This window comes from Psychrobacter sp. YP14 (assembly GCF_003209315.1).
Lineage (GTDB): Bacteria > Pseudomonadota > Gammaproteobacteria > Pseudomonadales > Moraxellaceae > Psychrobacter > Psychrobacter raelei.
This window is the reverse complement of the sequence record NZ_CP029789.1, coordinates 2076484-2100381: the sequence shown is the minus strand read 5'-3', so window position 1 is coordinate 2100381 and position 23898 is coordinate 2076484. Positions and strand designations below refer to the sequence as shown.

Sequence of the window (23898 nt, the reverse complement as noted above, 5' to 3'; positions counted from 1 at the left end):
TGCTTGTAATACGGCGATATGACAACAGTTATCCTATGCCTACATCTGCAGCCTAAATGCTCTGCCTAAACACCGCTGGAGCTATCAAGGGTAATAGCGGGCAACACCCTATAAAAATATACAAAACTCAGGCGCAACGTAGGCGCAAAGAAAAACCCCGATAAATCTGATTTATCGGGATTTTTGAATTTGGTGGGCCGACCGCGACTCGAACGCGGGACCAATTGATTAAAAGTCAACTGCTCTACCAACTGAGCTATCGGCCCTAAAGAGGTGTTCGCTCTAAAGGTGAAGTGGGGTATGCCCCAAGCTTCTTTCTACATTAAGGATAAGTGTTGCCCCTTAATGAGAGTGGCATATTATACGTATAAAAATTGATAATGCAAGCAAAAAATTAATCTAAATGAAAACTTTATCAAAAAGTTAATTTTTAATAGTGGTTATCGAAAAATACGCAAACCTACCAAGTTAAATAAAAATCCCGATTAACCAGCGGGGTTGAATCGGGATTTTAGAATTTGGTGGGCCGACCGCGACTCGAACGCGGGACCAATTGATTAAAAGTCAACTGCTCTACCAACTGAGCTATCGGCCCTAAATAGTGTCTCAAAGCTAAGCTTTTTAACGCTATAGGTAACATTAGTGGGTTACTGTATCCCCTTAACGTGAGAGCACATTATACGCCTCAAAAATGAGAATGCAACCCTAAATATTAATTTTTTCACATTTTTTTTGATTAATCTGCTTTTATGTACTGTGGTTGGCTTTTTTTGGGTCTAATCACGTGACAAAGCTTCCACAGGGTTAAGCTTGGCCGCATTGCGTGCTGGTAAGAAGCCAAATACCACACCAATAAGAGTAGAGCAGATAAAGGCGGCAACAATAGAGGTTGGAGAGTATATGACGCTAAAGCTGTCTGAGCCTAAGCTGTTAATCGCCTCACCAATCATAAAGGCCAATAATACCCCGAGCGCACCGCCAAGCACACACACCAGTACCGCTTCAATCAAAAACTGTTGCATGATATCGCTTTGGCGGGCGCCTACCGCCATGCGCACGCCGATCTCATTGGTACGCTCAGTCACCGACACCAGCATGATATTCATCACGCCAATACCACCGACCACTAACGAGATAATAGCAATAGATGAGATGAGCAGTGTCATGGTGTTGGTGGTGGATTCAATGGTCTGACGGATAGAGTCTGAATTACGGGTTCTAAAGTCATCGGCGCCATGGCGACCTTCAATAAGATCTGAGATGGCAGATTCGGCGGCACTGGTTGAGATTTGATTGTCGATAAGTACCACGAAACGGTCAATATGTTCGCCACCCACGATACGCGACATCATCGTGGTATAAGGCATATAAATCGTTGGGCTGTCACTTGAGGGACTAAAGCCGCCCTCATTAGGCTCAAGTACCCCAATAACTCGGCCTGGGACATTGCCAATGAGGACCACTTGACCAATGGGATTATCAACATCTGCAAAGAAGGTTTTTTTGGCATTGTCATCGATAATAATGTCTTGGGTACGTAACGCGATACTTTGTTCATCGAAGCCTTGACCAAGTGCCAGCTTCTCGCCTGTAACTTCCAAATAGCCTTCACCCACACCACTGATGCTGGCTGATTCTTGAATATTTCGATAGCGCACACTGGCGCTGGTATCTAACTGCGGGCTCACACTAACCACGTAAGGCTGATTGGCCACAGCCTTGGCATCATCGGGCGTCAGATTATCATCATTATAGCGCCGTCTGGGGTCGCCATAGGGGTAGCCATCGATGACAGTAATGGTATTGGTACCAAGAGAGCTAATGTTGGATAAGATTTGCTGCTGTGAGCCTTGACCTAGACCGACTACAGATACCACAGAGGCGATACCAATAATAATACCCAACATGGTCAATAACGTGCGCATTTTATGAGCACGCATGGCCAGTACAGACATTCTAAAGGCTTCAGATAAACGGTCGATAAAGGAGCCGAAACGGCTTTTTTGTTTTTTATGCAGCTCAGATGAGCTTTGTGCTGAGGTATTAGATAAGCTTGGTTGATTGTGTGAGCTATGAGTGTGATCGCTATCGATGCTCTTTGAGCGGTTAAAATGCTCATTGCGATAATCAGCAATAATATGACCATCTTTTAACTCAATGACCCGCTCAGCTTGATCCGCAATAGAGGGGTCATGCGTCACCATAATAACGGTATGACCTTGCTCATTTAAATCACGTAAGATTTGCAGCACATCTTTACCTGACTTACTGTCGAGAGCACCGGTCGGCTCATCGGCTAGGATAATATCCCCGCCGTTCATCAGTGCCCGTGCCACAGAAACCCGCTGCTGCTGACCACCTGAAAGCTGACTGGGGCGGTTATGAATCTTATCGCCTAAGCCAAGATCAGTCAGCAGCTTCTCGGCACGTTGGGCACGCACTTGGTTGTCCATGCCGGCATAAACTGCAGGCACGGCCACGTTATCACGGGCATCAATATCGCCTAACAAATGATAGCGCTGAAAGATAAAGCCAAAATGCTCACGGCGTAGTTTGGCCAGTTCATCGGCATCGAGCTGTTTGACTGATTTACCAAAGATAAGATAATCGCCAGCAGTGGCTTTGTCTAAGCAGCCTAAGATATTCATTAAGGTCGATTTGCCTGAGCCGGATTGACCAATAATGGCCACCATCTCACCTTGATAAATGGTCAGGTCTAAGCCATGTAAGATGCGAATGGTTTGCTCACCGGCGGCAAACTCACGTATCAGATTGGACACCTGCATGATAGGCACAGCACCTGGCTTAGGCTTAGGTGTGCTCACGTGTGAGGTCGGGTCAGCGGGTGGTAGCTGGGATGTCATCATAGCTAAATCTTCAGTCTAAGCGGTCATACCCTAAGTCAATTTAAAAGATAAAATTAACAGGTAATGTGAAATACGTTGGCAAGACAGTCAGTGGGTTATCCACGCATATCTTGCCGCTTTGCGCCGAATATGGCTTACGCTTATCGGCGCATTTTATGGCAGATAATGGGCAGCAGCGGTGATAAACACCAAGCGCCTGAGTCGATCATTACATGCCAGGTGGGCGACTACGTTGGCCTTTGCCACTGTCCTTGGCGCCTGAGTTTTCACCAATAATGACCGTCTCTCCTTGTTTTAGGCCACTTAAAATCTGGGCGTTGACTCGGTTATCAATACCTACTTTGACCGCACGATTTTCTACACTACCATCGGCATTAAGCACGCGCACATAGGGACCTTTGACTGGTGCTGGAGCGGCTGAAGCTGCCTTATTGTTGCCGCCAGCGCCAGATCTAGATCTTGCTGCGCCAGAAGCGCCTTTGTTAGGGCCTTTTTTGATCGCAGCAGAGGGTACAAGCAAGGTATTGGTGGCCTTATCAATGATCACATAGACCTGTGCGGTCATATCAATACGAAAACGACGCTCGGGGTTGGGCACTTCAATATAACCAACATAGTAAATCGCCGAGTCAGTGGAGCTGGTATCACTGATTTGTTCCGGTGCAGGCTCAACGGCAGTTAAGATCGCATCATATTTTTTGTCCGGATCACCGATAGTATTAAAGTACACAGGCATACCGGCTTTTACGTTAATGACATCTGCCTCTGAGATTTGCGCATTAATACGGACGGTTGATAAGTCGGCTAATTTGACGATGGTGGGTGCCGCTTGATTGGCATTTACCGTTGTACCTTGTTCGGTGACCACAGCCACGACGGTGCCATCCATGGGTGCACGAATGGTGGTGTAGCCTAAGTCTGTACTGGCAGTGTCTAAGTTGGTTTGGGCTTTTCGCACGTCAGCTTCACTGCTTGCGATATTGGACTGAGCGGTAATGAGTGCCGCTTGGGCGGTTTTAATAGCTGCTTTTGCGGCGGCCACACTGGCTTGAGCTTTTTCGACAGTGGTACGGGCATTCTCCACCTCTTGCTGACTGATGGCATCCATCGCAAGTAGTGGACGTAGTCTGGCATAATCAGATTGAGCCTGTTTTAAGTCTGCCTCTCGGCTGGCAAGATCGGCCTGGGCACTCTCTAATCCTGCTTTGCGACTATAGTAGTCTGCTTGAGCACTTTGAAGCGCGGCGCGGCCTTGCTCTAAGGTGGCCTGCTGATTTGAAAGATTGTTCTTTTGAGTGACTTGGTCGATTTGGGCAATTAAGTCGCCTTTTTTGACCTCATCACCCACATCCACAAACAGCTTAGTCACTTCACCTGAGACCTGGGCACCTACATCTACTGTATTCAAGGCTTTGACCTTGCCTGATGCCATGACGTTATTTTCAACATCACCCATCTCAGCGGTGGCAGTAATATAATTGGTTTCTTCTTGTTTGGGTTTAAATTTGTTATAAGCTAAGACAGCCAAAGCGAGCGCAATAAGGGCAATAATGGTCCATTTAATAACAGACTTTCGAGTTTTTTGATTGGAAATGAAGGCCATAACACAGTCCGGAACCAGATTTTAAAAGGATTACTAAATTTTAAATAACCTAATATAGCGCACTGGTCAAAAAAGACCATGGCATTAAGTTTAAGAAAGGTTACAGCATAAATATGTCTGAATAATAGGTAAACTATTATCCAGAATAAGTTGTACATTGAATATATCAGATTGAGGACATAAAGGAGGTAAACAAGGAAGGTGTATCAAAGATAGAGGGTATGATAATTTTAACGTACAAATCCTCACGATTTATGATAACTAATGTTTCAAGCAAACAACCGCACGCCGGTTACCCGCAAGGCAGCTTGTAAAATTAGCTCCCAAGCTGGCTGACGCACCAAGCCTTTAACTGCTTTGTCACATTGATACAAGATATCCGGCCAATCTGCAATACTGTGTAAGCTTTGGCGACGACAAGCAGAGTGATATAACGAGTGCTTGCTGCTCCAAATCCCTAGGCTTTGTGCATCTTGCCCGCTCATAAGCTGCATGATAAGGCGCATATCTTTGCTGATGGCCCACAATACCAAAGGCGTAGGTTCTTCAGTAGATTTTAACTGCTCAATAATTTTGACCACTTGCGCTGCATTACCGGCCAGCATGGCATCCGACAAATCAAAGACACTGTACTGAGCGTCACTGACCAGCGCGCTTTGTAATGCCTCGACATCTATGGTAATCAGAGGCGGGGCAGGGGTATCTTGAGCATTCAATTCGCCCTCTGCTTGGGACAGAATTTGCGGTGAGAATAAATAAGATAAGCGCCAAAGGGCTTGATAAGCGCTGAGCAGATGATGCTCTGTTTGCATCATTAAAAACTGCCACGCTTCTGGCACCAAAGCTAAGCCAAAGCGATGAGCGTGAATCTGCAACAGTTGCTGGCGCTGATTTTCATTGTATAAGTTGCAATCGATAACATGACCTAATTGAGCAAATGGCTGATACCACTTACTCGATTTGGCTCGGTTATCGACTTTGGCGGTGAGCCATAACACGCTGTTTGGGTTATTACCTGTGTTGGCATCAGTGGCAAAAGCAGTCAGTTCGTCTTGCACCGACTTATCTGGCTTGTGATTGCCAGTGACGATAATCGCCGTAGCGTCATCGAATAATGACAAACTATTAAGCTCGCTTAACACCTCTTGCCACGTTTTGGCAGAGACCAGTTCAACGCGTTTGACCACTAAGCTTTGAGCTTGCCAAATAATACGCATGGCATCAATGAGCCACTGTTGTAACAGGGGCTCATCACCATGCCCCAACCACAGTCCGGTGGGCCGGATGTTGCTAGGTAGCAAAAGCTTAGAATAAACGTTTAAAAAGGTATCTTGCATGGCTTAAGGGACAAGCTCGGCATTGGTACTAGCATCAGATTTTGGGGCGACTACCAAAGGCTTAGGGTTTTGTTTAGCGCTCGCTTCAGGCGCTACCCTAGGTAGGCTTAAGGCCACATATTGATCTGCAATACGCTGAGATAAGTTGTCATACAGCCAATCTTGAATTTGAGCACCTTGCTTGTCCTCAATACTCACAGAGGCCTCATCGAACTGATAAGTACGCTCTACCTGCACCTTGTTTTTGACAATCATGGGTGCGCTTGAAGCGCCATCGCTATTATTCAAGGTCTCGTAGATGACATCGGCTGATAACACCAGACGTACCTCGGTCAGTACCCCGACCAGCTCATAACGTTTAAGCTGTACGTTACTGACCTTAATGGTCGAGGTATAAAGCTGATTACTGCTATTGATCTGGCGGCCAATATCATCGACCACATTGATACCCACAGCATTCAAGCGCTGCTTTAAGGGGCGCTTGATACGAAAGCTTACGATATCATCTTCATTGATACTAAGCACTGTACTACCCACTGAGTAGGCCATAGGTGCATCGTAGCCACGCAGATGAAAGCCGCAACTGCTGAGCAAAAGCGGTGAGCCCAGCAGTACAGCAGTGATAAGCATAGTAGATAGACCACGATGCTTATCACTTTGCTTGTGAGTTGGGGCTGTTACCAAATGAGTCATGAGTTAACCTGCCACTACAATGTTGACCAGCTTATTGGGCACCACGATTTCTTTTTTGATGTCGCCTGTTAAGTATTTGGCCACACTCTCAATCGCTTTGGCTTGAGCTTTTAGTGACTCAGCATCAGTGCCTGGTGCTACTTCCATCTTACCTCGTACTTTACCGTTGACCTGAACTACCATGGTGATGGTGTCTTGTACTAAGGCGGCGCTATCGGCTTCAGGGTAGCGTAGGCGAGTGGTATCTACGCCTAGTTTTTCAAGTAAATGCTCACCAATATGCGGTGCATAGACTGATAATAGGGTTAATAAGGTGACTAAGGCTTCATGTTGTACTGCCAAAGTGTGCTCATTAATTTGTTGGTTTTTGCTGATAAAAGTGCCAATTTCATTGGCCAATTCCATTAAGCTTGAAACCGGCGTGTTCAATGACAGGCGCTCACCCAAGTCATTATCAATCTTAGTAATTACTTCGTGTGTCTTACGGCGAAGGCCTTTGGCTAGGCTGTCTAATTGACTGGCATCAATGCTCGAAGCAGCTGGCAAATTGGCGACTTGTAGGCCTAACTCTTGGGTGGCTTCTAGGTGCGACTGTGTCTCACGCCAGACTTTTTTCAAGAAGTTGTAAGGGCCTTTTAATGAGTCATCTGACCACTCAAGAGTTTGATCGGCAGGGGCGGCAAATAAGGTGTATAGACGCACGGTATCTGCCCCATACTGATCAATGGTGGTTTGAGGGTCTACGCCGTTGTTTTTCGACTTTGACATCTTCTCAATTTTACCAATGGTCACCGGCTGACCGTCAGCTTTTAAAATAGCCTGAGTGGGCTGGCCACGATCATCATAGCTGATTTCTACATCATCAGCGAAGTAGTAGGTCTTGCCCCCTTCAGGATTGTCACGATACAAGGTGCCCGCCAATACCATGCCTTGGGTCAGCAGGTTTTTGAAAGGCTCATCGCCTGAGACCAAGCCCTCATCACGCATAAGCTTATGATAGAAGCGGGCATATAGTAGGTGCATAACCGCGTGCTCAACGCCGCCCACATACTGATCTACAGGCAGCCACTTATCTGCAGCAGCTTTTTCGACCATTTGGGTGTCGTCGTTGGGGCTAGCAAAGCGTGCGTAGTACCAGCTTGATTCCATAAAGGTATCGAAGGTATCGGTCTCACGCTCAGCAGGGCCACCACATTTTGGACACGTGGTATTCACAAATTCAGGGATGTTTTTTAATGGGTTACCACGGCCATCAGGCACAACATCGGTAGGCAGCTTAATCGGCAGATCAGCTTCGTCCACCGGCACGTTGCCACAATATTCACAGTTAATCATTGGAATTGGGCAGCCCCAGTAGCGCTGACGAGACACGCCCCAGTCGCGCAGACGGTACTGAATCTTACGAGCGGCCAGCTTTTGTGGCTCAAGTTTGGCCAACATTGCTTCAAATGAGCCGTCAAAATCCAAACCATCAAACTCACCTGAGTTGACCAAAGTTCCACGTTCAGTATAAGCGCCTTCGTGCTCTTCAGGTGTTTTGATAACAGTTTTGATCGGTAGGTTGTATTTGTTGGCAAACTCGAAATCACGCTCATCATGAGCAGGAACTGCCATCACCGCACCTGAGCCATAGCTCATAAGCACATAGTTGGCTACCCATACCGGCACTTCTTCACCGGTCAAGGGGTGAGTAACAGTCAGGCCAGTATCCATACCGATTTTTTCAGCTTTGGCAAGGTCGGCTTCTGCCACAGAGCCTTTTTTGCACAGCTCACAAAACTCAGCAATTTTTGGATCTTTTTCAGCAGCTAATTTGGCCAAACGGTGCTCAGCGGCTACCGCCACGTAAGTCACACCCATCAATGTATCGGGACGAGTGGTGAACACATCTAACGTGCTGATGTCATCGCTGTTTTTGTAAGGGAAATGCACCTCCATACCTTGGCTGCGACCAATCCAGTTGCGCTGCATAGTAATCACATCGCTTGGCCACTGGCCTTCAAGCTTGTCTAGATCATCTAGTAGCTCATCGGCATAGTCGGTAATCTTGAAGTAATACATAGGAATGTCGCGCTTTTCAACCGGTGCACCACTGCGCCAGCCTTTGCCATCAACCACTTGTTCATTGGCTAATACTGTGTTGTCGACGGGATCCCAGTTTACTGTGGCCAATTTTTTGTATACTAAGCCTTTTTTGTATAGTTGTAAGAAGAACCACTGCTCCCAGCGATAATACTCAGGGGTGCACGTAGCAAACTCACGTGACCAGTCAATTGATAGACCCAAAGTCTTTAACTGGGCGCGCATGTTATCAATGTTGGAGAAGGTCCATTTAGCAGGCGCAACTTGGTTGGCAATGGCGGCATTTTCAGCAGGCATACCAAAGGCATCCCAGCCCATAGGCTGTAGAACCTGATCGCCTTTTAGACGGTAGTAACGGCTTAATACATCTGAGATGGTGTAATTACGCACATGTCCCATGTGTAGCTTGCCACTTGGATAGGGAAACATAGAAAGCATGTAGCGGGTGTTGGCATCTTTACTGATGTCGTTGCTCACCTCGAAGCGTTTGTCAGCCGCCCACTTGGCTTGCTGCTCAGCTTCAATGGCTTGAGGGTGATAATGGTTTGGGTTGTTTTGTTCAGGTGCTGTAGTGCTCATAATAGGCTCTAGGTTAGATGTTTTTTATGAAGGTTTTGAGAATTAATAATAAGCAAAAATAGATACGCTAGAATAGCGCAAATTGACCAAAATTGCGATGGTAAGCGCCAATTTTAACCGGATATTGGCTTTGTGAGCTATGAAGTATTAAGCTTATGCCACCCTTAACCCTAATTTTGAGTGTTTGCAATTAAAGGTTGCAAGTCAAGCCCCTTTATTTTTAACATCACTGTATCCCATTAACACTTTAAAGGAGAGCCTTATGGCCATTGTTATTTATGGTATCAAAGCCTGCAGTACCATGAAAAAGGCATTTAGCAAACTTGATGATCTGGGCGTTGCTTATGAGTTTCATGATTATAAAAAACAAGGCATTGATAACGCCACTGTGCAGCGCTGGGTGAATGAGCTGGGTATCGATAAAGTCCTTAATAAACGCGGCACCACTTGGCGCAAGCTCTTTGATGAACAAAAATTGGCAGCCGATGCCAGTACTGAGGCAGCCATTGAGCTATTAATAGACAACACCAGTATGATTAAACGTCCCATTGTCGAGGGGGAGCATAACGGGCAGTCTATATTATTGTGCGGTTTTAATGACGCTGAGTTTGAGGCAGCCTTTAATTAATAGGCACTCAAGCGTAGCTTTTATCTGTCTACACGCGCTAAGTAAGTCACAAAAAAGACGCAGTCTAAGGATGCGTCTTTTTTACAGTGATACCCTTTTACAGTCATAACTTATTACAGTGAGACCAAGGCTAAATTAGCTGAGCGCCGCCCCTAAGTCGCGGCTAATAAGGGTACCGACCCCCTCATTGGTAAAGATTTCAAGCAATGTGGCGTTGGGCACACGACCATCGACAATAACCGCACTTTTTACGCCGCCGCGTACCGCATCTAACGCGCACTGAATCTTAGGAATCATGCCGCCTGAAATAGTACCATCTTCAATCATTTCATCGACCTTTTTGGGAGTAAGTCCGGTGACTACGTTGCCAGATTTGTCCATGACACCTTTAATGTTAGTCAGCAGCATCAGCTTCTCAGCCTGCAAAAACTCAGCCACTTTGCCCGCCACAAGATCGGCATTAATGTTGTAGCTGTTGCCCTCGCTATCTACGCCGATAGGGGCAATTACTGGAATAAAGTTTGAGCCGATAAGCATCATGATCACATCTTTATTAACGCTCACCACCTCACCGACGAAGCCTAAGTCAATGTCACTGGTTTGGCCATTAGCATCGGTTGTGCTCATCAGTAGCTTTTTGGCACGGATTAAGTTGGCATCTTTTCCGGTTAAACCAATAGCGCGCCCGCCATGCTTGTTAATTAGACTCACAATAGATTTGTTCACACTGCCGCCAAGTACCATCTCTACCACATCCATGGTCGACTTGTTGGTGACGCGCATGCCATCGATACGGTCCGATTGACGGCCCAACTCTTTAAGTAGATTGTCCACTTGTGGACCACCGCCGTGCACCACCACCGGATGTAGCCCCACTGTTTTTAGTAGCACCACATCACGCGCAAATGAGCTTTCAAGCTCGGGGTCAGTCATGGCATTGCCGCCATATTTCACCACAATGATTTTATCTTCAAATCGCTGAATGTAGGGTAGGGCGGTAGTTAAGACTTCAGCAGTGGTTTTGGCTTGAGCAAGATTTAATGACATGATTGACTCGTCTGGGTTGTGAGTGAAAGATAAATCGTGGTTAGGGTTAGTTTAGGACTTTATCTGAATGTTGGCTACCTGCTTGGCCAAATCATCATTAATAAAGTGACACAATTTAACAAAGTAGCCTTGCACGCTTTTTAAATCAGATAGGGAGTCGCCTGCGAAGCGTACGGTTAAGCTGTTACTGGTATTGGAGGGTCTAATGATCCCAAATCCATGCGCAAAATCTAGACGCAAGCCATCAATACAGGTCAACTGCGCACCTTTAGGCAGCTCAATGCTTTGGCTGAGCTTATCGCAAAGAGCCATCAGCTTATTTAATAAGGGCGTGTTTTGCTGTAGCGGTGACGCTTCATAGGCATCAAGAGGCAAATACACATCTGGGGTGCTGACCATGGGCGGCAGAGTTTTAAGAATATCGGTTAACTGAGCTGGCTTGGCGTGTTGCGCTTGATATTGTAGCCAATTAAGTAGGCGCAGCGCTGCATACATGGCATCATCATGTAATAAAAAATAGCCGTCATTGAATAAAAAATGTCCCGACAATTCACCGGCAAATAAGATGGGTGCGTGGTCAGGATTGTTGTCTTGTTTGGTCTGAAGCGTACGGCGCAAGATACTGCTGCCGGTCTTACTCATTTGCGGCACAGCTCCTAGTGCTGTGATAAGCCGCGGCATGTGATGGGTACATTTAACATCAAACAGTACGATAGGTGCAGGTGCATTTAGGCAGGCTTCAACAGGTTGGTGGTCTTCGATAGAGACGCGCGCCAACAGATATAACAGATGGTCTGGCGCCAAGCAGTGACCTTGATTGTCCACCACCATCAGCCGATCCCCATCACCATCAAAAGCCAAACCTAAGTCAGCTTGATGTTCAATCACCGCCTGACTTAATTCGGTAAGGCGCTTATCCTCCATAGGATCAGGGTTGCCCTTAGGGAAATCCCCATCTGGGGTTTTATTGATTAAAATAATATCGCACAACCTCTGATGTGGCTCAAAAAAAGCGGCGACATAGGGGCCAGTGGCACCATTTAAGCTATCGATAACCACCTTAAGGCGGTCAGGCGTTTTTTGGCTAAGCGAATGCTGCACTAACGCTAAGCTGCGAAACTTACGTATGTTGTCAAGGGCGATGGCTGCGCTATTGGCATAAGTGTGTCCCACTTGGTTGGGCGCAATGACTTTGGGGGTAGTAGCTGGGTTTGTGCTCGTAGCTGTGCTAGCATCGGCCGGCTGTTGAGAGATTAAGCGCTGGTACAGCATTTGTATCCTCTCATAGCTGGGCGACTCGCCTGAGATTAGCCATTTAATACCCAAGATATGACCCTCAGAATGACTGGCTGTGACAATAAGCCCATGGCCTTGGTATCTATTGGCCCAAAACGCCATGATAGGTGTGGTCACAAGTCCCAGCCAAATCACCTCGATGCCTCGCTCGCATAAGCTTTGCACAAACTGCTCGGCAATACTTTTGCTGCCATGACGCACATCATAGCCTATGACCACCTGGCGCGCCTGGGCAGTTTCGGCTAAATCCTGAGCAAAGGCGAGGCCCAGTGCTTTAACAAAATCTGGGGTAAACAAAGCAGCATTACCACGGATATCGTAAGCTTTAAATAAGGCTCGCTGTGCTAAAAATGAGGTCTTGGGCAAAAGGAACGGCTCCAACAGAATTGCTTTTCTGTCTCATCATCTTATATTTTTTTAACAAATACAAATAAAACAGGCTTACTGACGACCCGAATGACCAAAGCCGCCGGCACCACGAGCACTTAATTCATTAAATTCTTCGACCACTTGAAAGCTTGGACGTACTACGGGCACTACCATGTATTGCGCCATACGCTCAGCAGGATTGAGTACAAAATCTGTGTCGCTGCGATTCCATACACTCACCATCAGCTCGCCTTGATAGTCGGCATCAATTAGGCCCACAAGATTGCCCAAAACGATACCGTGCTTATGACCTAAGCCTGAGCGTGGTAGGATAATACCGGCATAATTGGGGTCAGCGATATAGATGGCCATACCGGTACCAATTAATTTAGTTTCGCCCGCTTTAATGGTAATAGGCTCATCGATACAAGCACGTAAGTCGATACCGGCTGAGCCATCGGTGGCACGAGTAGGCATAGGAAAATTAGCATCAGTACCAATTTTTGGGTTTAAAATTTTAACTTGTACAGCGTTCATAACTTATCCGTTATCTATTTTATGTTTGGGTAATTCGCCTATGGCGGCACTGAGCAGTTGAGTTAAAGCGCAATTAGTCTAATCTATAGACACAAAAAAGCAACCCTAACATAGAGGGGCTTAGCCTGATATGAATGGGCGTATAATATGGCAGAGCTTAAAAAGGCAGTTGGCTTATAAAATAAGCAAGCTGGCCAGTCCTAAGAACGACATAAAGCCGACAATGTCAGTGACTGTGGTTAAGATAACTGAGGCTGAGAGCGCAGGGTCAATATCTAAGCGCTTTAAAAATAGCGGAATGCCAATCCCTGCTACATTGGCAGCAGTCATATTAATGGCAATGGCGCAGCCGATAACCAAGCTAATCTTAGGGTCATGGAACCAAAGCTGAGCGATAGCGGCCATAATCACCGCCCAAATGACCCCGTTAATAGCGCCCACCCACAGCTCTTTATTCATTAGCCATAAGCGGTTTGAGCCCCCGATTTGGCCCATGGCTAGGCCGCGGATAACCACAGTGAGGGTTTGGCTACCAGAGATCCCGCCCATACTGGCCACTACCGGCATCAATACCGCCAAAGCAACGACTTGCGCCAATACTTCTTCAAATTGCCCGATCACCGCAGCAGCAAGCAGCGCAGTTAATAAGTTAATCCCCAACCAAACGCTACGGCTTTTGGCACTACGCAAAATAGGGGCAAACAGCTCTTCGTCATCACTCACACCCGCTAAGTGCTTCATGGTGCTGTCGACATCATCTTGAATAATCTCCATGATGTCCTCGGCATTAAGCTGACCGACCAATTCACCAAAGCTATTAACCACGGGTGCATAGCGGATATCTGAGGAGCGAAATACTGCAGCAGCATCTTGAATGTCCATTCGGTCATTGATGGTGATGGCTGGATCAATCCACTGCTCAACTAAAGATTGCTGCGGATATTTAATTAAATCCACCAAGCTTAATAAGCCTAACAACTGATGGCTGGCATCGACCACGATAAGTTCTTGGGTTTCATCATCGAGCAGATCCTCATCTTGACGCAGCCAGTTTTGGACTTGCTCAAGCGTAATATTGCCTTGAATCTGAATGGTGTCGGGGTCCATATAGTCACCGACTTCATACTCTTCATAGGTATTTAGCTGGCTGACTTGCTGGCGAATTTCTTCATCAAGATTAGACATCACCTCCGAGCGCACCTTGTCATCAACGGTATCTAGAATCTCAGCAATGTCTTGAGCATCTAGATCTTCAGCAAGCGTCTCAATTTCTTCTGCTTGCATGTTTTCCATCAAGGAGGGGCGAATGTCATCGACCACTTCAGCCAGTACCTGGCCTTTAAGATCAACAGGCACTTGCTCCCAAATCAATTGGCGCGAGTCGTGAGGGAAGGATTCTAATAGACTGGCAATTTCATACTCAGACTGGTCGTTTAAGAACTCAGCCATGGTAGACAAGTCTTTGTCTGCCACCAGCCTCTGTAGATAAATCAGCTTATCTTCAGCACGATCATAGCTCTCTGGTAGGGTATCTTGTTTGACGGGGTTCTCGCTTTGACTGGTCATAGGTGCCCTTAGATTGCTTGATGAGGTGGGAGAGGGATGGTATACCGTTTTTATTGGGCTTTATAAAGACAAAGTGTCTATGTCTATATAGGATAAGCCTGTTAAAAACTGTAAAAACAAAAATGACAGGAGTGCATCCTGCCATTTTTGGTTTATTTTACTAATATTTTTAGGGTTTTGCATGGCCAATCTGTGATTTGATGTCAGTCTGACGTCATCACCTGCCTGCTATTGGTTTTTTCTTTTTAGCAGCGCCTTAATATTAGACATATATTCATTGGCCACCACAGTAGGATCACGCTCAGCCTTTTTCTTTTTGGCATTGGCGGGCCAGTCTAAATGCTCCTCAGGCAGCTCTTCTAAAAAGCGGCTTTGGGTCGTAGTGCGCATTTGACCACCACCACGGCGCTGTGCAGCCAAGGTTAGGGTTAGCTCACGGCGGGCACGGGTGATGCCGACGTACATCAAGCGGCGCTCCTCCTCAATGGTCTCAGCAATGATAGAGTTGCGGTGGGGCAGCAGCTCTTCCTCAAGCCCCATAATATACACGAAGTCAAACTCTAGCCCTTTGGCAGCATGCAGGGTCATGAGGTTTACCTTGTTGGTGTTCTCTTCTTCTTGCTGCTGCTCGAGCATGTCTAGTAATACTAATTTGCGAATTACCGCATCAATGGTTTTGTCATCGTCATCTTCTGCACGGTTGATAAGTGCTTGGATACTGGTGTAGAGCACTTCAATATTGTCTAGGCGCCCTTTTTCCTGATGCGGCGTTTTTGAGTCGCTGCGCACAAAGTCAATATAACCGGTCTCATCAATCATTTGACGCACCAAAGGCACCGGATCTGGGTGCTGATCCAGCTCACGGGTATAGTGCTCGATAAAGTCACCAAACTCTTTTAAAGTACTATAAGCCTTAATGGGCAATACATGTGATAAGCCGCCATGGGTACAAGAGGCCAATAAAGAGATGCTGTGCTCTTGAGAGAACAGTCCCAACTTCTCTAGTGTGGCTGGGCCCAGACCACGTTTGGGCGTATTCACAATGCGCAAAAAGGCACTGTCATCTTCTGGATTTAAAATAAGGCGCAAATAACCCATCACATCTTTAATCTCGCTACGGGCGAAGAAAGATTGGCCGCCTGAGAGCTTATAAGGGATCTGTAATTGACGTAGCTGCGCCTCTAACATACGTGCCTGAAAGTTACTGCGGTACAAGACGGCATACTGCTCCCATTCATTACCATGGCGCAATTTGTGAGTAATAATCTCTTTGGCCACGCGCTCTGATTCATCATCATCGTTGCGGCAGTTAATAATACGAATTTTCTCGCCTTGCCCTTTATCCGACCACAGCGCTTTTTCAAACAAATGCTCGTTGTTCATAATGACGGTGTTGGCAGCATTCAAAATACGGTTGGTCGAGCGGTAATTTTGCTCAAGCTTAATCACTTTAAGCTTAGGGAAATCCTCTTTTAATAGCGCCATGTTCTCGGGACGGGCGCCGCGCCAAGCATAAATAGATTGGTCATCATCACCCACCACAGTAAATTTGCCAGTTGGGCCGACAATCAGTTTAATCAGTTCATACTGAGCAGTATTGGTGTCTTGATACTCATCGACTAATAGATAGCGGATGCGGTTCTGCCACTTGTCGCGCAGCTGGGGGTTTTCACGTAAGATTTTGGCTGGCAACACAATCAAGTCATCGAAATCAACGGCGTTATAAGCCCGTAGATTGCGCTCATATAAGGCATAAAGTGTAGCAAAAATCATATCCTCAGGATCATCGAGGGTCTCCATTGCTTTATCCGGCTCAATAAGATCATTCTTCCAGTCCGAAATGAACTTAATTGCTTTGCCGACCAATTCACGACTCTCAGCACCTGATAAGTTATCACGCATCATCAACTCCATCAGCAGCCGCTTACTGTCATCGGCATCCATGATAGAGAAGTTGCCTTTGAGAGGCGTGTGCAGCAGCTCATAACGCAAAAACTGTAACCCAAATTGGTGGAACGTAGACACAGTCAGACCGCGGGTCTTCTCTTTGGGCATCAGTGAGGTGACACGCGCCTTCATTTCACGCGCAGCCTTATTGGTAAAGGTCACTGCGGTAATGCGTTCAGCAGGTATATTGCACTGCTCGATGAGATAAGCAATTTTTCGGGTAATAACCGATGTTTTACCTGAGCCTGCACCCGCTAAAACGAGGAGGGGACCGGACACATAAGTCATGGCCTCTTGTTGTTTGGGGTTAAGCTTACTCATGGTGCACCTTTTTATTGTCTTATCACTAGAGGGGACTGCCGACTCAATGGGCAGACTGGTTATTATAGGGGTTCAATATGAAATCACAACTGCTTTGAGACCCGCTACAACAGCTATCCCCCAAATGTAGAGCAAGGATTTCGGCATTAGCAGGCTAAATACCCTTTTATAAGTTTTAGCAACTACTTTATAAATTTTAGCAACCACTATAAATGTCTAAAAAGCGACTATAAAGTCGAAATTTTTATCAAAATAACCTTACTAGTTATGCGGATATGTAATATAATAAAACCATGACGTTAGAGTGGAGAAACAATCTAACGCTTGGATTTCAATGAAGAGACGCATTGATATATTTAATAAATTGAGCATTTTACCCAGTACTTAAACAACATAAGTTGAGGACACGATGATTAAACGTCAAGCATTACTTTTAGCTGCCCTAGCTGCTACTTTAGGCATGAGCTCTGCAATGGCAGAAACAGCAGGCACTTGGACCGTGGGTGTGGGTGCAGCATATGTAGATCCAGAAAGTAATAATGGTACTCTTGATACGGTCTTAGGTAAAGTTGATACTGATGTTGACTCCGATGTACGTCCAACCATCACCGGTGAGTACTTTGTCGCCGATAACGTGGGTGTTGAGTTATTAGCTGCTATTCCGTTTCATCATGATATCGATTTAAAAGCGGCAGACGGTAGCGTCATTAAAGCCAAAACTCAGCAGTTACCACCCACGTTATCGCTACAGTATCACTTTGATAACTTGAACAGCAATGTTAAGCCTTTTATTGGTGTGGGTGCCAACTACACCACCTTCTTTAAAGAAAGAATTAGTCTGCCAAACGCTGATTTAGAAATTAAAGACAGCTGGGGTGTGGCAGGTCATGTCGGTGTTGATTTTAAAATCAACCCTACTGATGCGGTACGTATCGATGCCCGTTATATTGATCTTGAGCCAGACGTAAAACTAAACAATGATGATATCGGTAAAGTGAAGATCAATCCATGGGTATATGGCATCTCTTACGTACAACGTTTCTAATCTAGCCTGTTAATAAAGTTGGCTTAAAATAAGCCGGCTGAAATTAAAACCCCCGTATCCAATCAGATACGGGGGTTTTTTACATCAAATCAAAACTACTTATTTTAAAGCGTTGAGCTGTTTGGCAGCTTCTAGCGCAAAATAAGTTAAGATGCCATCAGCGCCTGCACGTCTAAAGCCCATTAATGACTCTAAAATAACCGAATCGGTAAGCCAGCCGTTTTGAATGGCCGCCATATGCATCGCATATTCACCCGATACTTGATAAGCGAAAGTAGGGACGCCAAAGGTATCTTTTACCTCACGTATCAAATCTAAATATGGCTGACCGGGTTTAATCATTACCATATCAGCGCCCTCATTGATGTCCATTGCTACTTCATGCAAGGCTTCCGCGCGGTTACCAAAGTCCATTTGATACTGCTTCTTATGACCGCCTTTTAGATTGCCAGCACTGCCTACAGCGTCACGGAAAGGGCCATAATAAGCAGACGCGTATTTGGCAGAATAAGCCATAAGTGCTGTATTCACAAAGCCTTCATCTTCCAATGCTTCACGCATAGCCAGTATACGGCCATCCATCATATCACTTGGTGAGATGATGTCTGCACCAGCGCGGGCGTGTGCCAGTGTTTGCTCAACCAGAACCTCCACAGTTTCATCATTGACCACATAACCTGACTCATCTAATAGGCCATCTTGACCGTGGGTGGTATAAGGGTCTAATGCTACATCGGTCATCACCACCATCTCAGGCACTTCTTTTTTTAGTGCCCGTACGGCACGGCAAGTTAAGCCATCTGGATTAGCCGCTTCACGGCCATCTTCTGTCTTCAAGCTGGCATCGATAACAGGGAAGATATCTACGGTAGTGACTCCCTCAGCCAATAACTCTTTGGCATATTGCACCAGCAGATCAATAGATAAACGATCCACACCTGGCATACTGGCCACAGCTTCACGCTGGTTTTCACCTTCTAAGACGAAAACAGGGGAAATGAGATGTTTGGGATGCAGCTCAACTTCACGAATCATGGCACGCACATTGTCATGGACGCGTAAGCGGCGTAAGCGGGTATGAGGAAAAGTGCGATTAAATGTATAACTCATAATAAGTCCTAATAACTTTAACGAATTAAGAAACGGGAGGGGAGGGTAGACATTAAGTGACCCAAAGTAGGTCTTTAGGGATCAAAAGCAGAATAAGGGTGTTATAGATCGTTGTTATATTTCTTAAATTAGCTATCCCAGTCGCTATTATAACGCAGCTGTCGGTATATTTTGGGTTCAAGAAATGATACAAGTTATGACCGAACGTTTATCAGACTATATAATGGGCGCAATTTTGTGAAAATTGAGGGTGTCATGAATAAAAACACGATTTTAGTCACTGTCGATCAATCTGTGCAACAGCACACGGCCAAACGACTAAAAAAGCAAGCTGTGCAAGACCAAGCACAGATACCTGCCAAGCTTAAAGCAGTGGATACACACGCAAAATCTGTTCAGACAGCCCCTTTAAATCGCAGACGTTTTTTGGAGATGACCGCGCTGGGCGGCTTAGGGCTGTTCTCGTATCATGCTAAGGCTGCATTAACCCTGCCACAGGGAGCACTAACAACACAGAGTTTGGATATAGAAGATATATCGACACACAACCGCTTGAGCTGTATTACCCCGACTATTAGTACTCGAATTTTTGCCAGCTCTAATACAGGTGTGGATGAGGCCCGTAATGTCTTGGGTTTACAGCGCTTGACTTGTGCTGGATTTGATATCAAAAATCCTGAAGTATTAAGGCGCAGGTATTTGCGGTTCGGCGGTACAGACCAGCAGCGCATCAGCGACTTACAGAACATGGCCACTGGCGCCATTGAAGTACCCAAACTGCTATTGGCAGCCCGAGGCGGCTATGGGGCCATGCGTCTTTTGGAGCAGGTGAATTGGCAAAGCCTGGGTGATCAGATGCGTGAAAAAGGTACGATTTTGGCAGGTTTTAGTGATGTGACCGCCGTGCAATGTGCACTGTTGGCTCAAGGCAAAATGAGCAGCTTGGCGGCACCCATGCTATATAGCGAGTTTGGCAAAAAGCAGCCGGATGTGGTCAGTTGCCAAGGCTTTATTGATGCCATTACCCAGCCAAAGCTCAAAATAAGTTTGCCGCAGCAAGACATTTCAATGCTAAAAGCACCTATGACAGGCACGCTATGGGGCGGCAACTTAAGTGTGGTATCGGCGCTGGCAGGTAGCCCTTATATACCTAATCCTGAAGGCGGAATTGTGTTTTTAGAAGATGTGGGGGAGCAGCCCTATCAAGTAGAGCGTATGCTATATAGCTTATATTTATCGGGTGCCTTTAAACGTCAGCAAGCTATTGTGCTTGGCGTCTTTAGTGGGACAGGGCAGGACAGTTATGATGCCCGCTATGACATGAGTTTGGTTGTTAAACAGTTAAAACAGATAACCCACTTACCTGTATTTACCGGCCTTCCATTTGGCCATGTGGCTCGTAAACAAAGCTTCCCACTGGGCGCGCAGTGCCAGTTAAGTGCCTCTGATACTGGTATTGAGCTTGAGTTTAGCGGCTACCCAACCATAGCTGGCGAGTTGATTTATCCTGAAGGATTATGGCGCTAGATCACGGCTAAGAAATATTAACGTATTAGGCATAATACTTTACATTAAAGTACTAAAGATCAGTTTTCATTGAGCTATTATTGGAGGTCAATAAATAATTAAATAATAAGGATAATAAATATGTCAAATTCATCTAATAGCTCTAACGACAAGCAAGACAACAGCATCAATAAAGCTTTGGAGTCTCTTGAGAATACAACAGAAACTACCAGCAATGAAGAAGTTGTGGGTGTGGAAGTTGTGAAAGGCGATAAAATTATTTATGAAGAGGGCGACTTTGAAGAATTTAATAAAGCGCAGGATTTAGACTCTGATTCAGATAGTTTGGCACAAGATTCAGCCGATTCTGATAAAGATGATGCCAGTCAAGTATCTAAAAAACAACAGGCCTCATCAGCTAATAAAGATCAAGAGTCTAATGATTCTAAAGAGACTGATTCCAAAAAAGATAATTCAGAGGCTGATGAACAAGACAGTGACTCTGACGACGAGCAAGCTAAAGACGAGCAGTCTGAAGATAACCAAAAAGATTCAGAAAGCAATGACTCTGACCAAGAAGGCTCAGGCAAAGACAAATATACCGCTGCTATCGCCAACCTGTATCAGTGGGCGGCTAAGCTAAAAGATGAGTTCATCACAGACAAAAAATCTGGCTTAGCAGACAGCGCTGAGCCTAAACAAGAATCAGACCCAGCAGATAACGATAAGCAAGCGGACTCTGATAACTCAGATAACAAAGACAGCTCTGAGAAACAGGATTCTGAACAAGAGGATAAGCACAGCGTCTCAATTGCCAATATCTATCAATGGGCTGCAAAGTTAAAAGAAGATTTTGCCTCTGAAGCTTCTAATGTAACCCATGATGTGTCCGAAAAAGCCCTAGCTATGATGCTCACTAAGCTGCTTAATGCTGCACAGAGCGAGCTTAAAGCGTTTGATGCAAAGCTTGATGGGGCAGAATCGCCTACAGAAAATTCAGAAGAGGAGCGTAGCAAGATTGCAGCCAAGAAAGACAAATATCAGGGTATGATTGATTTACTGCAAGGTGAATAATAAATTATATTATCGTAATTGAGCCGCTCAATCTGATTTTTAATAGTTTAATGACAAGGCCTAAGATGATCTTTTTAGATTGTCTTGGGCTTTTTTTATTGAACCTAGATTGGTGAGTTTCTGTGAATTTCGCTTATAACTCAGTACTTATAGCTTACTTATTTTTATCGTAGGTGGTAGTAAGTCACAAGTGTTGAGATAATAGGCAGCTTAACTTAATCAACGTGTGTTGATAGTCCTAACAATACAGTAAATACACCCCATTAATTATTAAGCTACATAGCGGATAATTTCAGCTAGGTAGGGATTAATGGGATAATATTATGACTATAACAAATACTTAGTCAATCACTGAGAGGCTAAGCTCCAATAGACGTAACCCCAAATCCACAAATAATTTGACCTTAGATCCGCCTCAGAAGGGTCTAATAGCAGGAGCTAGTATCGTCGGTTTAGCATTGCTAGTGTATTTGCTAGTGACACAACCTGTGGCCCAGCCAATGCTGCTTATCATTGGTCTACTATTGGGCTATACCTTATTTCATGCAAGGTTTGGTTTTACCTCCGCTTTTAGACGCATGACATCGGTAGGGAATGGTCAAGCATTACGCGCGCACATGCTTATGTTAGCGGTTGCGGTTACTTTATTTGCACCTATATTAGCCTATGGCACGACGTTTTTTGGTGGAGATGTCTCAGGCTATGTTTCTCCATTGGGGGTTAGCCTTATTGTCGGCTCATTCATGTTTGGTATTGGTATGCAATTAGGCGGTGGCTGTGCTTCTGGTACACTTTACGCAGTTGGTGGTGGCCGTTCTGTGATGTTTGTTACCTTACTGTTCTTTATTATTGGGTCAACCATTGGTGCTTATCACCTCCCATTTTGGACCGAGCAAATGCCTTCATTGGCACCGGTGTCATTGGCAACATCAACAGGATTAGGTTATGGCGGTGCATGGCTTCTATCATTGGCAATATTTGGGGCGATTGCTTGGATTACTATATTAATAGAGAAGAAAAAGCACCTACCTAGAATGGCCCCATTACCAACAGCTCGTGGCTGGAAACGACTATTTAAAGGGTCATGGCCATTATTTGCAGCAGCCATTGCGTTGGCGGTATTGAATGCGTTGACTTTAATCACACGCGGTCAGCCTTGGGGTATTATGTCTGCGTTTGCTTTATGGGGCTCAAAAGCTGCCAGCCTAATGGGCGTAGACGTTGCCAGTTGGGGCTATTGGCAAGGTGCGAATGGCAGCCGCTTTGCAATCTTCAGTGTTTGCTGATTCAACAACCGTATTAAACTTGGGTATTATACTTGGTGCCTTTATTGCCTCAGCAGCAGGCGGACTATTTAAATTCACCCAAATTACTGTAGGTAATTTTGCCGCTTCTGTTATTGGTGGTCTGTTAATGGGCTATGGTGCTCGATTAGCATTTGGCTGTAATATCGGTGCTTATTTTGGGGGTATCGCCTCATTTAGTTTACACGGTTATATCTGGGGTATTTTAGCCATGGCAGGGACGTTTTTAGCGTTATATTTACGTCCTTTATTTGGCTTGTCTGTTCCTAAACCAACCGATAGTTTCTGTTAATTGCAATTAGGATTAATCAATAAATTTAACAATTCACACCTAAGAAAGAGCTGAAAATTTCAGCTCTTTTTTTATGCCTATCGGTTTAGATTAAGGCTGTGTTATCTTTAGAAATCACTGAATACTCATAACTTAGATTGAAACCAAAATAATAACTTACTAATTTTTGGAATAGGGGTATTGATACTTTTGCTGTCATTTCCATTAATTCTTAAATTTGTACTGTCTACGGTGAGTCGTTAACTAAGAGTAAAGTTGATAGTTAATACATAAACGGCTGCAACCTCAATTCGAACCTTGAAATTAAGGAGGTTTTAAAATGATAAGAGCCAAAAATGAACATGGCTATGTATATATATATTCTAAATACACTGTTTCAAGGTTTACTGATAACCAAACTGAAACGCTTTATCTTTGTAGCGCTCCCTATCATGTTGGGCTAATAGTATTAAAAGAAGATGAGATTTTTGACATAGTTGTATTAAAAGATAACTATATTCATTTATCTAAAATAGAGAGTGGATATCGTCAGAATGATATTATGCACCCTGTTTTATATGATATATATAGTGATAATTGGGAAAACTACGAATCGATCGTTGAAGGAGTTCATGATACTTGGCTTCTTTTTGAAGAAAAGCTAGGGCATCGTCCTTAGTAGGCTAGGCTTATAACCATAATTTTCGGGCTCAAAA

Annotated in this window: 18 protein-coding genes and 2 tRNA genes; 7 read left to right on the top strand and 13 right to left on the bottom strand. The window is 45.1% G+C overall.

Annotated elements, in window-relative coordinates:
* Window positions 1-190: 190 nt before the first annotated feature.
* From DLE54_RS08615 to leuS, 7 genes are all read right to left on the bottom strand, one after another.
* Window positions 191-266, bottom strand: a tRNA-Lys gene (locus DLE54_RS08615).
* Between the two features lie 253 nt (window positions 267-519).
* Window positions 520-595, bottom strand: a tRNA-Lys gene (locus DLE54_RS08610).
* 181 nt (window positions 596-776) lie between these two features.
* Window positions 777-2786, bottom strand: coding sequence for a MacB family efflux pump subunit (locus DLE54_RS08605; protein WP_110817368.1), 2010 nt, complete (start codon window positions 2784-2786; stop codon window positions 777-779).
* Between the two features lie 289 nt (window positions 2787-3075).
* Window positions 3076-4470, bottom strand: a complete 1395-nt coding sequence (locus DLE54_RS08600; RefSeq protein ID WP_110816878.1) for an efflux RND transporter periplasmic adaptor subunit — start codon at window positions 4468-4470, stop codon at window positions 3076-3078.
* Window positions 4471-4739: 269 nt separating this feature from the next.
* Window positions 4740-5807, bottom strand: coding sequence for a DNA polymerase III subunit delta (holA, locus tag DLE54_RS08595; RefSeq protein ID WP_110816877.1), 1068 nt, complete (start codon window positions 5805-5807; stop codon window positions 4740-4742).
* A gap of 3 nt (window positions 5808-5810) precedes the next feature.
* Window positions 5811-6500: a hypothetical protein gene (locus DLE54_RS08590; protein ID WP_110816876.1), complete on the bottom strand. Its 690-nt coding sequence runs from the start codon at window positions 6498-6500 to the stop codon at window positions 5811-5813.
* 3 nt (window positions 6501-6503) lie between these two features.
* The gene (gene leuS / locus DLE54_RS08585) at window positions 6504-9161 is read right to left on the bottom strand and encodes a leucine--tRNA ligase (RefSeq protein ID WP_110816875.1); all 2658 of its coding nucleotides are present in this window, start codon (window positions 9159-9161) and stop codon (window positions 6504-6506) included.
* Between the two features lie 262 nt (window positions 9162-9423).
* Here leuS and DLE54_RS08580 point away from each other — a divergent pair, with 262 nt between their 5' ends.
* Window positions 9424-9789 carry an arsenate reductase gene (locus tag DLE54_RS08580; RefSeq protein ID WP_110816874.1) on the top strand — a complete coding sequence of 122 codons (366 nt, stop codon included), beginning with the start codon at window positions 9424-9426 and terminating at the stop codon, window positions 9787-9789.
* Between the two features lie 135 nt (window positions 9790-9924).
* Here DLE54_RS08580 and argB read toward each other — a convergent pair whose 3' ends face one another.
* The 5 genes from argB to DLE54_RS08555 form a co-directional block, all read right to left on the bottom strand.
* Window positions 9925-10836 (bottom strand): acetylglutamate kinase, encoded by a 912-nt coding sequence (gene argB, locus DLE54_RS08575; protein ID WP_011961045.1) that lies wholly within the window; start codon window positions 10834-10836, stop codon window positions 9925-9927.
* Between the two features lie 51 nt (window positions 10837-10887).
* Entirely contained in the window at window positions 10888-12498 is a 1611-nt protein-coding gene (locus tag DLE54_RS08570) for a phosphomannomutase/phosphoglucomutase (RefSeq protein WP_110816873.1), read from the bottom strand.
* A 75-nt stretch (window positions 12499-12573) separates the two neighbouring features.
* A complete protein-coding gene (gene dut, locus DLE54_RS08565; RefSeq protein ID WP_011961043.1) occupies window positions 12574-13038 on the bottom strand; it encodes a dUTP diphosphatase in 465 nt (154 codons plus the stop codon).
* A 174-nt stretch (window positions 13039-13212) separates the two neighbouring features.
* Complete coding sequence (gene mgtE, locus DLE54_RS08560; RefSeq protein ID WP_110816872.1) at window positions 13213-14604, bottom strand: magnesium transporter; 1392 nt, start codon at window positions 14602-14604, stop codon at window positions 13213-13215.
* A gap of 228 nt (window positions 14605-14832) precedes the next feature.
* Window positions 14833-16872, bottom strand: a complete 2040-nt coding sequence (locus tag DLE54_RS08555; protein WP_011961041.1) for a UvrD-helicase domain-containing protein — start codon at window positions 16870-16872, stop codon at window positions 14833-14835.
* Window positions 16873-17281: 409 nt separating this feature from the next.
* Between DLE54_RS08555 and DLE54_RS08550 the strand changes: the two genes are divergently transcribed.
* Entirely contained in the window at window positions 17282-17917 is a 636-nt protein-coding gene (locus tag DLE54_RS08550; RefSeq protein WP_110816871.1) for an OmpW/AlkL family protein, read from the top strand.
* A 99-nt stretch (window positions 17918-18016) separates the two neighbouring features.
* On the opposite strand, the gene hemB is transcribed toward DLE54_RS08550, so the two are convergent.
* Complete coding sequence (hemB, locus tag DLE54_RS08545) at window positions 18017-19027, bottom strand: porphobilinogen synthase (RefSeq protein WP_110816870.1); 1011 nt, start codon at window positions 19025-19027, stop codon at window positions 18017-18019.
* A 255-nt stretch (window positions 19028-19282) separates the two neighbouring features.
* Between hemB and DLE54_RS08540 the strand changes: the two genes are divergently transcribed.
* The 5 genes from DLE54_RS08540 to DLE54_RS08525 all read left to right on the top strand — a co-directional run bounded on the left by DLE54_RS08540 (window position 19283) and on the right by DLE54_RS08525 (window position 23861).
* Window positions 19283-20554: an LD-carboxypeptidase gene (locus tag DLE54_RS08540; protein WP_110816869.1), complete on the top strand. Its 1272-nt coding sequence runs from the start codon at window positions 19283-19285 to the stop codon at window positions 20552-20554.
* 120 nt (window positions 20555-20674) lie between these two features.
* Window positions 20675-21607, top strand: coding sequence for a hypothetical protein (locus DLE54_RS08535; RefSeq protein ID WP_110816868.1), 933 nt, complete (start codon window positions 20675-20677; stop codon window positions 21605-21607).
* A gap of 488 nt (window positions 21608-22095) precedes the next feature.
* Window positions 22096-22893, top strand: a complete 798-nt coding sequence (locus DLE54_RS08530; protein ID WP_264755946.1) for a YeeE/YedE family protein — start codon at window positions 22096-22098, stop codon at window positions 22891-22893.
* Entirely contained in the window at window positions 22859-23203 is a 345-nt protein-coding gene (locus DLE54_RS12175) for a YeeE/YedE family protein (protein ID WP_264755945.1), read from the top strand. Before DLE54_RS08530 ends, DLE54_RS12175 begins: the two co-directional genes overlap by 35 nt.
* A gap of 319 nt (window positions 23204-23522) precedes the next feature.
* Complete coding sequence (locus DLE54_RS08525; protein ID WP_110816867.1) at window positions 23523-23861, top strand: hypothetical protein; 339 nt, start codon at window positions 23523-23525, stop codon at window positions 23859-23861.
* The last annotated feature ends 37 nt before the right edge of the window (window positions 23862-23898 follow it).